The 13,797-nt window shown below is 35.1% G+C and carries 15 protein-coding genes and 5 tRNA genes; 3 read left to right on the top strand and 17 right to left on the bottom strand.

The features are described from left to right. Window positions 1-17: 17 nt before the first annotated feature. From rpoB to IPK88_14870, 17 genes are all read right to left on the bottom strand, one after another. Window positions 18-3,839: a DNA-directed RNA polymerase subunit beta gene (gene rpoB / locus IPK88_14950; GenBank protein MBK8244720.1), complete on the bottom strand. Its 3,822-nt coding sequence runs from the start codon at window positions 3,837-3,839 to the stop codon at window positions 18-20. 156 nt (window positions 3,840-3,995) lie between these two features. Then, a complete protein-coding gene (gene rplL / locus IPK88_14945) occupies window positions 3,996-4,376 on the bottom strand; it encodes a 50S ribosomal protein L7/L12 (GenBank protein ID MBK8244719.1) in 381 nt (126 codons plus the stop codon). A 66-nt stretch (window positions 4,377-4,442) separates the two neighbouring features. Beyond that, the gene (locus IPK88_14940) at window positions 4,443-4,979 is read right to left on the bottom strand and encodes a 50S ribosomal protein L10 (protein MBK8244718.1); all 537 of its coding nucleotides are present in this window, start codon (window positions 4,977-4,979) and stop codon (window positions 4,443-4,445) included. 18 nt (window positions 4,980-4,997) lie between these two features. Then, entirely contained in the window at window positions 4,998-5,690 is a 693-nt protein-coding gene (locus IPK88_14935) for a 50S ribosomal protein L1 (protein MBK8244717.1), read from the bottom strand. A 61-nt stretch (window positions 5,691-5,751) separates the two neighbouring features. Next, window positions 5,752-6,192 (bottom strand): 50S ribosomal protein L11, encoded by a 441-nt coding sequence (gene rplK / locus IPK88_14930; GenBank protein MBK8244716.1) that lies wholly within the window; start codon window positions 6,190-6,192, stop codon window positions 5,752-5,754. A 10-nt stretch (window positions 6,193-6,202) separates the two neighbouring features. Next, a complete protein-coding gene (gene nusG / locus IPK88_14925) occupies window positions 6,203-6,751 on the bottom strand; it encodes a transcription termination/antitermination factor NusG (GenBank protein MBK8244715.1) in 549 nt (182 codons plus the stop codon). Window positions 6,752-6,769: 18 nt separating this feature from the next. Beyond that, window positions 6,770-6,958 (bottom strand): preprotein translocase subunit SecE, encoded by a 189-nt coding sequence (gene secE / locus IPK88_14920; GenBank protein ID MBK8244714.1) that lies wholly within the window; start codon window positions 6,956-6,958, stop codon window positions 6,770-6,772. 13 nt (window positions 6,959-6,971) lie between these two features. Next, window positions 6,972-7,044, bottom strand: a tRNA-Trp gene (locus IPK88_14915). Between the two features lie 49 nt (window positions 7,045-7,093). Beyond that, window positions 7,094-8,290 (bottom strand): elongation factor Tu, encoded by a 1,197-nt coding sequence (gene tuf, locus IPK88_14910; protein ID MBK8244713.1) that lies wholly within the window; start codon window positions 8,288-8,290, stop codon window positions 7,094-7,096. Window positions 8,291-8,347: 57 nt separating this feature from the next. After that, window positions 8,348-8,419 (bottom strand) — tRNA-Thr (locus IPK88_14905). Between the two features lie 125 nt (window positions 8,420-8,544). After that, window positions 8,545-8,617 (bottom strand) — tRNA-Gly (locus tag IPK88_14900). A 192-nt stretch (window positions 8,618-8,809) separates the two neighbouring features. Further along, window positions 8,810-8,892, bottom strand: a tRNA-Tyr gene (locus IPK88_14895). Between the two features lie 27 nt (window positions 8,893-8,919). After that, window positions 8,920-8,992, bottom strand: a tRNA-Thr gene (locus tag IPK88_14890). Between the two features lie 106 nt (window positions 8,993-9,098). After that, window positions 9,099-9,404, bottom strand: a complete 306-nt coding sequence (gene raiA / locus IPK88_14885; GenBank protein MBK8244712.1) for a ribosome-associated translation inhibitor RaiA — start codon at window positions 9,402-9,404, stop codon at window positions 9,099-9,101. A 31-nt stretch (window positions 9,405-9,435) separates the two neighbouring features. Next, on the bottom strand, window positions 9,436-10,332 hold the full coding sequence (locus IPK88_14880) for a tyrosine-type recombinase/integrase (GenBank protein ID MBK8244711.1): 897 nt from the start codon (window positions 10,330-10,332) through the stop codon (window positions 9,436-9,438). Window positions 10,333-10,387: 55 nt separating this feature from the next. Then, window positions 10,388-10,582: a 30S ribosomal protein S21 gene (locus IPK88_14875; protein MBK8244710.1), complete on the bottom strand. Its 195-nt coding sequence runs from the start codon at window positions 10,580-10,582 to the stop codon at window positions 10,388-10,390. 122 nt (window positions 10,583-10,704) lie between these two features. Continuing rightward, window positions 10,705-11,418 carry a pyridoxine 5'-phosphate synthase gene (locus IPK88_14870; protein MBK8244709.1) on the bottom strand — a complete coding sequence of 238 codons (714 nt, stop codon included), beginning with the start codon at window positions 11,416-11,418 and terminating at the stop codon, window positions 10,705-10,707. Window positions 11,419-11,428: 10 nt separating this feature from the next. Between IPK88_14870 and IPK88_14865 the strand changes: the two genes are divergently transcribed. From IPK88_14865 to IPK88_14855, 3 genes are read left to right on the top strand one after another with little or no spacing between them, the layout of a single operon-like run. Then, the gene (locus IPK88_14865; protein ID MBK8244708.1) at window positions 11,429-12,301 is read left to right on the top strand and encodes a CPBP family intramembrane metalloprotease; all 873 of its coding nucleotides are present in this window, start codon (window positions 11,429-11,431) and stop codon (window positions 12,299-12,301) included. After that, window positions 12,294-13,127: a phosphatidate cytidylyltransferase gene (locus tag IPK88_14860; GenBank protein ID MBK8244707.1), complete on the top strand. Its 834-nt coding sequence runs from the start codon at window positions 12,294-12,296 to the stop codon at window positions 13,125-13,127. Before IPK88_14865 ends, IPK88_14860 begins: the two co-directional genes overlap by 8 nt. After that, the gene (locus IPK88_14855; protein MBK8244706.1) at window positions 13,124-13,777 is read left to right on the top strand and encodes a phosphatidylserine decarboxylase family protein; all 654 of its coding nucleotides are present in this window, start codon (window positions 13,124-13,126) and stop codon (window positions 13,775-13,777) included. The genes IPK88_14860 and IPK88_14855 overlap by 4 nt, the downstream gene beginning before the upstream one ends. Window positions 13,778-13,797: the final 20 nt, after the last annotated feature.

The following is a 13,797-nucleotide window of genomic DNA, read 5'->3' as shown; positions in this document are numbered from 1 at the left end:
GGGCTTTCTTTTTTTAGTTAAGATTCAAATTTAACATCTAATACTAATCCTCTAAGTTCGTGTATTAATACATTAAATGATTCAGGAATATTTGGTTCAGGTAAATTATCACCTTTCACAATGGCTTCGTACGTCTTAGCACGACCAATAATATCATCTGATTTCAATGTTAATAATTCACGTAAAATATTCGCAGCACCAAATGCTTCTAGTGCCCATACTTCCATCTCACCAAAACGTTGACCTCCAAATTGAGCTTTACCTCCGAGTGGTTGTTGTGTAATTAATGAATATGGTCCTATTGACCTAGCGTGCATTTTATCATCTACCATGTGTGACAATTTCAACATGTAAATAACACCTACAGTCGCTTGTTGATGAAAACGATCTCCACTCTCACCATCAACCAAATAGGATTGCCCAAATGCTGGCAACTCTGCTTGTTTAACATAAGCATCGATATCCTGGATAGTTGCACCATCAAAAATTGGAGTAGCAAATTTCATCCCCAATTTTTTACCTGCCCATCCTAATACAGTTTCGAAAATTTGTCCTAAGTTCATCCGTGAAGGCACACCCAATGGATTCAACACAATATCAACTGGTGTTCCATCCTCTAAGAAAGGCATGTCTTCTACTCTAACTATTCTGGAAACAATTCCTTTATTACCATGACGACCTGCAAGCTTATCTCCAACTTTAAGTTTTCTCTTTTTAGCAATATACACTTTTGCTAATTTCAATACACCAGATGGTAATTCATCACCAATACTAATGTTGAATTTTTCACGCTTGAACTTTCCTACTTCTTCACTTACTTTAATATTATAGTTATGAAGTAGTAATGCGATTAATTTATTCTTTTCCTCGTCTTTAGTCCAATTCGCATAATCAACTTTTACAAAATCGACTTTCTTCAATGAAGCGTTAGTATATTTGGTACCTTTTCCGATGAGTTCTTCACCATAGATACTCTTAACTCCGGCACTTACTTGATCTTTAATTATTTTCAATAATTTATCAATCAAAATAATTCTCAACTCATTGAGTGATACGTTGTGCTTATCATCTAATCGTTGTAATAAATCCTTTTCTTGAACTTTTTGGAATTTATCTTTTTTCGCACGAGCATAAAGTTGCTTATCAATTACAACACCTTCTATAGATGGTGGAACTTTAAGTGAAGCATCCTTTACATCACCTGCCTTATCTCCGAATATTGCACGTAATAATTTTTCTTCAGGAGTTGGATCGGTTTCACCCTTAGGTGTAATTTTACCAATAAGAATATCTCCCTCTGCAACATTTGCACCTATTCGAATGATACCATTTTCATCCAAATCTTTTGTAGCTTCTTCACTAACGTTTGGTATATCATTGGTTAATTCTTCTTCACCAAGTTTAGTATCTCTAACTTCTAATTCAAAGCTTTCAATATGTATAGATGTAAAAACATCTTCTTGCAATACACGTTCTGACAATACAATCGCATCTTCGAAGTTATAACCTTTCCAAGGCATGAATGCAACTTGCAAATTGGTACCTAATGCCAATTCCCCTGATTCGGTAGCATAACCTTCACTCAAAATGGTACCTAATGAAACTCGATCGCCTTTCATGACGATTGGTTTCAAATTAATACATGTTGCCTGGTTGGTACGTGCAAACTTTGTTAACGGATATTCTTTGATATTATCTTCAAAAGATACGAGTTGATCTTCTTCAGTTCTATCATATCTAATAACTATTTTTTTAGCATCAACATATTCAACTACACCATCTCCCTCTGCGTTAATCAACATCCGAGAATCTAATGCCACTTTGCCTTCCAACCCGGTTCCTACAATTGGTGATTGTGGTCGAATTAAAGGAACAGCTTGACGCTGCATGTTAGATCCCATCAAAGCACGGTTAGCATCATCATTTTCCAAGAATGGAATTAATGAAGCTGAAACCCCTACAATTTGGTTAGGCGCAACATCCATGAACTCAAGTTCATTAGGTTCAAGAACCGGAAATTCTCCATGTTCTCTTCCTTTTAATTTATCAATTTGGAATTCACCTTTTGTGTTTAAAGGGACATTTGCTTGTGCAATTTTTGCATAATCTTCTTCTTCTGCAGACAAAAATCTAATACCTGCATTGATATTTACTTTTCCGCTATCTACTTTCCAATAAGGAGTTTCTAAGAAACCCATCCCATTTACCCTAGCGTGAACACATAATGTTGATATCAATCCAATATTAGGACCTTCCGGTGTTTCAATAGTACAAAGCCTTCCATAATGTGAGTAATGTACGTCCCTTACCTCAAATCCTGCACGCTCTCTAGATAAACCACCTGGCCCTAGCGCTGAAATTCTTCGCTTGTGTGTAATTTCAGATAAAGGATTGGTTTGATCTAAGAATTGTGAAAGTTGACTTGTACCAAAAAACGAATTAATAACAGAAGAAAGCGTTCTTGCATTAATTAAATCAATGGGTGTAAAAACTTCGTTATCACGAACGTTCATTCTTTCACGAATGGTTCTTGCCATTCTTGCAAGTCCAACCCCAAATTGAGCAAACAACTGTTCTCCAACAGTCTTTACACGTCTATTAGATAAGTGATCAATATCGTCTAACTCTGCTTTTTGATTGATCAAAGAAACCAGATATTTAACAATTGCAATGATGTCTTCTTTGGTTAAGACCAAAACAGAATCTGGAGTACCTTGATTCAATTTCTTATTGATCTTATATCGACCAACATTTCCTAAATTATATCTCTTGTCCGAGAAAAATAATTTATCAATGATCCCTCTCGCTGTTTCTTCATCTGGAGGATCACTTCCTCTTAATTGTCGATAAATATGTGTAACCGCTTCGATTTCTGAACTAGAAGGATCTTTTTGTAAAGTATTATATATAATGGAGTAATCCTCCTCTATGTCTTCTTTTTGTAAAATAATGGTATCAACTCCTGAACTTTGTACATGCTGAATATTTTCTTCATCAAGCATAGTATCCCGCTCAAGGATGATTTCATTACGCTCAAGAGTTACTAATTCACCAGTATCTTCATCAACAAAGTCTTCAGTCCATCTACGTAATACTCGAGCTGCAAGTTTTCGTCCTATGGCTTTCTTTAATTCTTTAGCAGTTGCTTTAATTTCTTCAGATAAGTTAAATAAATTTAGAATTTCTTTATCTGTATCAAAGCCTATGGCTCTTAATAATGTTGTAACCGGGAATTTCTTTTTTCTATCAATGTAAGCATACATGACCATATTAATGTCTGTAGCAAATTCCATCCAGGCTCCTTTGAAAGGTATTACCCGGGCTGAAAAAATCTTAGTTCCATTAGGGTGATAAGATTGACTAAAAAATACTCCTGGAGATCTATGCAATTGAGAAACCACAACACGTTCAGCTCCATTGATTACGAATGTACCTTTTGTAGTCATATAAGGTATATTCCCTAGGAATACATCTTGCTCTATAGTTTTAAAATCTACGTGTTCTACATCATTACACGATAATCTTAAACGAGCTTTTAATGGAACACTATAAGTCAATCCACGTTGAACGCATTCACTTATATCATAACGTGGTGGGTCAACATAATAATCCAAAAATTCCAAAACAAAAATGCTTCTGGCATCTGATATTGGAAAATTTTCCTTAAATACTTTAAATAAACCTTCATTTGCTCTTTTATCAGGTGTAGTTTCAAGCTGAAAAAATTCAATGAATGACTTAAGTTGAATCTCCAAAAAATCTGGGTAATCAGTTTTGAGAGGAGCTTTAGCAAAACTGTGTCGAGTAATTGTCTTTTTGTTTATTATACTAGAAGCCATGTATTTATAAATTTAAACAGAGCATATGCTCGTTGTAAAATTCAAATTTCACCTAAAACACTAAAAGGCTTAGATCATATATCTTGATATATGACCTAAGCCAAAGAATATGATTTCTTTCTTTATCGAAAGGCATATTCAAAATTCGGATATTCGTTATTTGATTTCTATTTCTGCTCCAGCAGCAGTTAATGCATCTTTTAACGAATTTGCTTCCTCTTTTGAAACACCTTGTTTTAATACAGCTGGTGCACCATCCACTAAGTCTTTAGCTTCTTTCAAACCTAAATTAAGAATGTTTTTAACTTCTTTAATGACATTTAGCTTATTAGCGCCTCCTGACTTTAAGAATACATCAAACTCAGTTTTTTCAGCAGCAGCAGCTCCACCACCATCATTTGAAGGGGCAGCAGCAACAGCTACAGCAGCAGCAGCTGGTTCAATTCCGTATTGATCTTTTAAAACTGAAGCTAGTTCGTTAACCTCTTTGATTGTTAAGTTTACTAGTTGTTCAGCTAAAGCATTTACATCAACCATGATTTTAAATTTTTTTTTGTCGTTGTGATTAAATAATATTTATTGCGTAAAGCTTGGAAGCCATATTTATGCTTGTGCTTCCCCTCTTTCTTGAAGGGTTTTAACCAATCCTGCGATCGTAGATCCTCCGGATTTCAATGCACCGATTACTCGAGTTGCAGGAGATTGTAATATCATAATAACCTCTCCAAGTAACTCCTCTTTTGATTTTAATTTAACCAAGATCTTAATTTGGTCATCACCAAAAAATACATCAGAATCTATGTAAGCCGCTTTTAATATCGGTCTTTCATTGGTTTTTCTAAATTCTTCCAACAAATGAGCAGGAGCCTTTGCATTGTCAGTGAATAATATCGAAGTTGGTCCAACTAAAGATTTATATATTGGCGCATAGACGCTATCATTTTCTAATCCTTCTAAGGCTTTTTTTGCAAGGGTATTTTTAACCACATGCATCTCAATTCCTTTATCAAAACAAAGTCTTCTAAATTGGTTGATTTTCTCAACACTTAATGTAGAAGAATCAGTAATATAAAAAAACTGTGAGTTAGAAAATTTATCTTTTAGTGTTTGTATTTGTATTGTTTTTTCTTCGCGAGTCATCTTAATAATTTTTAAAAATTAACGAACTACTTTAGGATCTATCTTAATTCCAGGACTCATTGTTGATGCCATAGAAATAGATTTAAAATAAGCACCTTTTGCAGATGAAGGCTTTAACTTATTGATAGCATGTAAAAATTCTTCAGCGTTCTCTTTTAATTTGATTGCAGAAAATGAAACACGACCAACTGAAGCATGGATTATACCAAATTTATCAACCCTGAATGCAATTTTACCACCCTTAACCTCATTCACAGCAGAAGCTATATCCATAGTTACTGTACCTGTTTTAGGGTTAGGCATGAGTCCTCTTGGCCCTAGTATACGACCAATTTTTCCAAGTTTAGCCATTACAGTAGGCATTGCTATTATGACATCTATATCAGTCCATCCACCTTCTATCTTTTGGATATATTCATCAAGACCTACATAATCTGCACCAACATTTTTTGCTTCCGCTTCTTTTTCAGGAGTACATAGGACCAGTACTCGTTTTGTTTTTCCTGTACCGTTTGGTAAGGTTACAGTTCCTCTGATAGCTTGATCAGGTTTTCTTGGATCTACACCAAGTCGAACATGTAAATCAACTGAAGCGTCAAATTTAGTTGTATTGGCTTCTTTTACAACTGAACAAGCTTCTTCCAACAAATAATATTTGGTCGATGTGACCAATTCATTTGCTTTCTTTCTTTTTTTAGATACTTTTGACATATAAAAAAATTTTAGGTTCTAACGCCAAATGTTTTTTTTGGCTCCCTGTATGAAATAATAATTATGCCCAAGGGGCTGTACCTGAAACGGTTAGTCCCATACTTCTTGCAGTACCGGCAACCATTTTCATTGCAGATTCCAATGTAAATGCATTTAAATCTACCATTTTAATTTTTGCAATTTCTTCTATTTGAGACCAACTCACTGATCCAACTTTTTTTCTATTTGGTTCAGGTGAGCCTTTTGCTACTTTTGACAATTCCAATAATTGGATCGCAGCAGGTGGCGTTTTAACAACAAATTCAAAAGACTTATCTTTATAAACGGTAATAACTACTGGAAGCAATTTTCCAGGAGTATCTTGTGTTTTAGCATTAAATCGTTTACAAAACTCCATGATGTTAACACCTTTGGAACCAAGTGCTGGACCAACAGGCGGAGCTGGATTTGCTGCACCACCCTTCACTTGTAATTTGATAAACGTTTCGATTTCCTTAGCCATATCCTAATATTTAATTATTTTTTTCGACTTGCATGAAGTTCAATTCAACTTCAGTGCCTCGTCCAAATATTTTTACAATTACTTTTAATTTTTTCTTTTCTTCATTTACTTCTTTCACATCGCCGATAAAATCATTGAAAGGACCATCAATTATTTTTACTGTTTCACCAGCTATAAATGGTTCAATCATGGTCTCTCCGGCATCTTGAGAATCGTCCACTTTTCCAAGCATTCTATTAGCTTCTACTTGGGTCATTGGGATTGGATTGTTTTTTCCCAAAAAATGGATGACATCTGGCATATTACTTAAGTGTTGAACGATTTCACCACTAAATTTGGATGGAAATGCTTCAACTAACAAATAACCAGGGAGGATATTTCGCTCCATGATTACTTTTTTGCTGTTCCTGATTTTGTACACCTTTTCAGAAGGTACAATTATTTGTGGAACTATATCAGCCCATCCAGATCTCAAGATGTCCGCAATTAGTCGTTCACGAATTTTCTTTTCCTTTCCGCTAATTACTCTTAATGAGTACCATCTTGTTTCATCTGCCATAATTCAAATGGATATTTATTATAGATTATAAATGAATCCCAAAGCAGTATTGGCAATCAAATCCATTGCTAATATCACCAAAGCTATAATTACAGATGCAATAATTACCACTCTCGCGCTATCAAGTAAATTAGGCCAAGTAGGCCAGGTTACTTTTTCGAGAAGTTCACTGTAACTCTCTTTTAAATATAATAAGAATTTATCCATAGTTAATCATTTGCACGGGCAGAAGGACTTGAACCCTCAGCCTACGGTTTTGGAGACCGTCGCTCTGCCAGTTGAGCTATGCCCGTAAATCACGCAGTTAGTATTAACCAACTGCGTGATAAACAAGATTTTTAATTATTCAATTATTTCTGTTACTTGTCCCGCACCTACTGTACGACCACCTTCACGAATCGCGAAACGAAGACCTTTCTCCATTGCTATTGGATTCAATAAAGCTACTGTTAAAGAAGTATTATCACCAGGCATGATCATCTCAACGCCATCAGGTAATTGACACTCTCCAGTTACGTCAGTTGTACGGAAATAAAATTGTGGTCGGTAACCTTTAAAGAAAGGTGTGTGACGTCCACCTTCATCTTTAGAAAGTACGTAAACTTCGCATTTGAATTTCATGTGAGGTTTAACGGAGTTTGGTGCACAGATAACCATACCTCTCTTAATATCATCTTTTTCAAGACCTCTTAATAAGATACCAGCGTTATCACCTGCTTCTCCACGATCCAATAATTTACGGAACATCTCAACTCCAGTACAAGTCGAAGTCAATGGTTTTTCTCCTGGTTTCATCATACCAACAAGTTCAACACTTTCTCCTACTTTGATTACTCCTCTTTCAATTCTACCTGTTGCTACTGTACCACGACCTGTAATCGAGAATACGTCTTCAACCGGCATTAAGAAAGGTTTGTCAATCAACCTTACTGGTTCAGGTATTTGTTCGTCTACTGCATCCATTAATGCTTGAATTGAAGCTTTTCCTGTAGCATCTCCTTCAAGTGCTTTTAAGGCAGAACCTCTAATTACAGCAGCATTATTGCCATCGAATTGATATTTATCCAATAATTCACGAACTTCCATTTCTACAAGTTCTAGCATTTCCGGATCATCAACTAAATCCACTTTATTCATAAAAACGACTACCTTAGGCACACCAACCTGACGAGCCAAAAGTATATGCTCTCTAGTTTGTGGCATAGGTCCATCAGTAGCAGCAACCACAAGAATTGCACCATCCATTTGTGCAGCTCCCGTAACCATGTTCTTAACATAGTCAGCGTGACCTGGACAGTCTACGTGTGCATAATGTCTTTTTTGCGTTTCATACTCTACGTGAGCCGTGTTAATCGTGATACCTCTCTCTTTTTCTTCAGGAGCGTTATCAATTGAATCATAATCTTTCTTCTTAGCCAATCCCTGATCTGCAAGAACAGAAGTGATAGCTGAAGTTAAAGTTGTTTTACCATGGTCAACGTGGCCGATTGTACCAATGTTGACGTGGGGTTTTGCCCGGTTGTATGTTTCCTTTGCCATAGGTAACTATGTTTAAAAATTTGTTTATTAGTTATTGAATAAAAAAAATCTGTGTTGAGCCAATGAAGGGAATTGAACCCTTGACCCCTTCCTTACCATGGAAGTGCTCTACCCCTGAGCTACATCGGCTTATGAGCTAGGCAAATTGGAATGTACCAATTTTTGTTCCCTTCATTTTATGTTAGAATGATTACGTTTAATCGTTCTATTTGTAATTCTTAAAGATATAAAACATTCTATGCTCTAAAATTTAGAGCGGGAGACGAGACTCGAACCCGCGACCCTCAGCTTGGAAGGCTGATGCTCTACCAACTGAGCTACTCCCGCATATTTCATTTTATGCTGATCGATATCACTTCATAAATTGTTTTTGACAATCAATTTTGCAATATCATCCTTTGGCAGAATTTATATCTTTTCAATTTCAACGTTTTGAAATTACTTTACTTTCTACGTGTTCCTTCAATCTAAATTGTAAGGCTTTGGATCTTCGAAACTAAGATTCGAAAACTCCCTCTGTGGGGGTAATTGGATTCGAACCCATTCAGTCAAAGACACCAGATTTACAGTCTGGCCCGGCTCTCCCACTCCGGCGTACCCCCTCACAAAAAAGAAATTACTCTTTTAAGAGCCAGTGGACGGACTCGAACCCCCGACCGGCTGATTACAAGTCAGCTGCTCTACCAACTGAGCTACACTGGCTTTTGGCTCTCTTAAAAACTAGGCACACTTCTCTACCCCTTTTAAAACGAGCTGCAAAGATATAATTAATTTTTATTCTAAGATAAAAAAAATTAAAAATAACAAATTATTGCTTTTCCTGAATTTTACTTTTATACTTAAGTATCTGTCTTTTAATACTTTGTAATGTTTCAAATAATGCTCTTTCAAAACTTTTGTTTCTGCTTTTTGCAACAACAGCTCGTCCGGGGAGGTTTATTAGGATTTCAACGATCTTATCCTGGATCTTACCGACTTTTTCTAAGGTGAGCACAACCTTGGCTTCAATAGTGCTTTTAGCCAAAAAATGATCAAGCGTGCTTAATTTTTCTTCAATAAACTGAATTAACTTTAAATCAGCGTCAAAATGTACAGATTGAATTCTAGTCACCATATGTTGAAGTTTTTAGTTACTATTAATAAAATCATGATTGGATGGATTTAGGATGTGCTTTGATGTAGATATCCCGAAGCTGTTCTATAGCATTATGAGTATAAATTTGAGTAGCGGTTAATGTTGAATGACCTAAAAGGGATTTGATAGCAAAGATATCTGCGCCATGATCCATCATATGAGTAGCGAAACTGTGCCTTAAAACGTGGGGGCTTTTCTTTTTTGAAACACTTACAGTAGATAGATATTTGTGTACGATTCTATGAATCAATCTTGGGTATGCGGGTTTGCCTTCTTTAGTTAAAATAAGTTGACTCTTGTCGTTTGCCCCTAAGCCTTTACACATATCTAAATAACGCACAATTAGCAATTGTAGTTCTTTTCCTATCGGAATTATTCGTTCTTTTTTACCTTTTCCGATGACCTTAATTTGTTGTTTGGCAAGATTGATCCGATTATAGCTTAGTTCGAGCAACTCTGCCCTTCTCATTCCTGTCTGATACAACAGAAAAACAACCAATTGATCGCGTACTAATTCAAATGTCTGGTCTTGATCTTTTGATTCAAATGATAATGCATTAATTTCTTTCTCCTGAATGATTACCGGTAAGCGCTTTTTTATTTTAGGAGAAATGATCTTGCGCATTGGATTGGGAAGTCCGGCGTTTATTTTTTGACTAAACTTAAAAAAGGACTTTAGGGTCGCAATCTTTCGACAAATAGTTTTTGTTGATAACTGGCTTTCTGATAATGAGGCTAGCCAAGATCTAATATGCAAATGAGATATTTTTGCAAGATCTTTTAGATCGTAAGTATTCAATATGAATTGTTGGAATTGACTTAAGTCTAATGCATAAGAACTAACCGTATGAGGTGAGTATCTTTTTTCACTTGAAATATAACGTAAAAACGATTGTATCTCTAACATAGCACAAGATTGGTGCTAAGATACAACGAACAAACAAATTATATATTATAAAATATTATAATTCGTTTTTAGCAACATATAACTCGCGGTATTGTGCTTTAAGAACTTCAGAACGTCTTTCGATCGATGGCTTAGTAAAATGTTTTCTACGACGTAACTCTTTTAAAGTACCAGTTTGTTCGAATTTCTTCTTGTACTTTTTAAGTGCTCTATCTATTGATTCTGAATCTCTTACATCAATTATTAGCATATAATATTTAAAATTTTGAGCCGCAAAGATAAGTAATAATATGATATTAGCTCATCTAGATTTAATTTATATTTAAAAAAACCAATTAAATAGCCCAAAATAGATCGTTTTGCTTAAAAAACTCACTGCAGTTGTTTCAAATACATCGGAATGACATTCTCTAATCCATAATAAAGTGCATCGCAGATTATGGCATGTCCTATAGAGACTTCCAATAAATTCGATATGCCATTCTTATAAAATTTTAAATTGTCTAAGTTTAAATCGTGACCTGCATTAACGCCCAATTTGTATTGATCGGCCATTGCGGCTGTTTCAATGTGATTTTGTATAGCTCCAACAGGATCAAGATAAAAATCATGGGCAAAGCTACCTGTATAAAGTTCTATTCGATCAGTTCCTGTTTCTGCAGCAGATTCAACCATACTCGGATCCGGATTGAGAAAAAGGGATACTCTAATTCCTTCACTTTTAAGTTGCCGAACTATACCTTTTAAAAACTGAGTTTCTAATTTCGTGTTCCATCCGGAATTAGATGTTAATACACCTGGAGGATCTGGTACCAAAGTACATTGATCCGGATGATTATCCAATACCAATCGCATGAATTCAGCTGATGGATACCCTTCTATATTAAATTCGGTAGTTACTACTTTTTTTAAAAGAGGAATATCCGCGAATTTAACATGCCTTTCATCCGGTCTTGGATGTACAGTTATGCCTTGAGCACCAAATGCTTCACAATCTTTGGCTACTTGCAATAAATCAGGTAAATTCGCCCCTCGGGAATTTCGAATCAATGCAATTTTATTAATATTTACGCTTAATCTGGTCATTTTACAAATAATGAACAAAAGTACACTTTATCAATTAATCCTGCTCTTGCTATTCTTTTTAACAGGTTTAGTTGCTTTTAATTTGTTACTTTTTGTTGTGGCTCTATTTCATGGGCATTCATTCGAACAATTGATGTCACACCCAGACTTACTCATAAAATCCTTTAAAGGCCAACAACTTCTGGTCATCCAATTATTAAGTCATGTTTTTTCATTAATACTTCCTGCTTTTCTAATGACGAGGTTTGTTCCAGATATTCGAAATCAGTTGACTACTGGTCTTATACAAAGTCAAACCTTTTGGAAAACTGTATTGTTTTTTATATGTCTGCTACCATTGGTGTCATGGTCAGCTCAACTCAATCAAATGATACCCTTACCAGAATGGATGACGAAGACAGAATCTCAGCTAACTGATTTAATTAAAGACATGTTGGCCATGAATTCTATAGGTGATTTTATTCTTGCCCTCATTACTATTGCTATTATTCCTGCCATCAGCGAGGAATGGATTTTTCGAGGTATCATACAAAAGATGGCACTAAAAATAAGCCCTAATAAAATATATGGAATTGTTTTAACAGCCATTATATTTTCATCTTTTCATATGCAGTTTGAAGGTTTTTTACCGCGTTTCTTTTTAGGTTTGGGCCTTGGTTATGTTTACTATATAACGGGTCATTTATTTTATTCCATGTTTCTACATTTCTTATTTAATGGTGCAAATGTTTTGATGGTATATATCAATGGCCCAGAAACATTAGATCAACTAGACCATGTTCCAAATTCTCCTTTGTTATGGATATCCGGATTAGTTTCGTTATTCATTTCATTATATCTTGGATATAAAATGTATGCACAAAAAGCCTTAGTCAATGCTTAAAAGAACTATTACAGGATTAAGCATGGCTGCTGTTATGATCTATGCACTTTTGACTTCAATAACAACTGCCTTATTGTTATTAAGTGTTATTTTAGTTTTTAGTGCTGTAGAATGGAACCGTCATTTTAACTTTTCAGCTCCTAAACTAAAGGGTCTTTACTTTTTTATTACGATCATTCTATTGTGTACTGTTCTTGGTATAATAGTATACAGCAACCCATTCCTTCCAATTCATTCCCTTTATGGAATATTAAGTCATGCTGCAAGTGTATTCATTCTGTATGTTTGTTACCAAATATTTATAAAAAACAAATCTCCTTTATCCTTTTGCAACAGCATTTTTGCGTACGCCTACTTATTATTACCGATAGTCATAGCAGCTTTATTTCTTGTAGATCAATTTGAGCTTCATCGATGGTGGATATTTACATTAATATTTATGAATTGGGGTAATGACACCATGGCTTATTTGATTGGTCGTCCTTTTGGAAAAACACCTTTAGCTCCCAAAATATCACCTAAAAAAACAGTTGAAGGCACTATCGGAGGGGTATTCGGTTGTCTTTTAGGTGCATGGATTATGAACACTTATTTTGTGGCCAATCCCCTACCTCTAAGTTTATTGATTTTACTTGCAGTAATGATTAGTATTGTTGGATCTTTAGGCGATCTTTTTGAATCTGCATTGAAACGGAGTATTGATATTAAAGATAGTGGTTCGATATTACCTGGCCATGGTGGTTTTCTAGACAGATTTGATAGTTTTTATTTTATAATACCTGTTGGTGTTTTACTTTTATATATTTTTGAAACCTATTATTTATGATACACAAAGAAGGATATTCCTGGATACTGATTTCTCTGATTGCCTATATCGTTATTGTAATTGGATTAAATTATACTGGCACTTGGTTGGTCTGGCCAATAAGTATTATACTTGGTATTTTGTTTCTGATTATTGTGAATTTTTTTAGAAATCCAAATCGTAAATTACTTGAAATTAATGATCAAAAAATCATTGCTCCTGCCGATGGCAAAGTCGTTGTCATTGAAAAAACCTTTGAATCAGAATATTTCAAAGATGAACGTATTCAGGTTTCTATTTTTATGAATCCACTTAATGTTCATGTGAATCGATATCCTATATCCGGAGTGGTTTCCTATTCACAATATCATAAGGGCAAATATTTGGTAGCATGGCACCCAAAAGCCTCTACAGAAAATGAACGTACTACAGTGGTTATAAAACGCAAAGACGGAACAGAAATCTTAATGCGACAAATAGCCGGTGCTCTGGCCAAGCGCATCTGTTGTTATTCAAAAGCTGGCGATACGGCCACACAAGGAGATGACATGGGCTTTATAAAATTTGGATCAAGAGTAGATTTATATCTTCCATTAGGCACCAACATCAGTGTAAGTTTGGAACAAAAAGTACAGGGCAATATTGATGTTATTGGAATTCTAAATTCATAAAAAAAGATTTGAGTTTTGTC

The organism is Candidatus Defluviibacterium haderslevense, from assembly GCA_016712225.1.
GTDB lineage: Bacteria > Bacteroidota > Bacteroidia > Chitinophagales > Saprospiraceae > Vicinibacter > Vicinibacter haderslevensis.
This window is presented reverse-complemented; position numbering and strand designations above follow the sequence as displayed.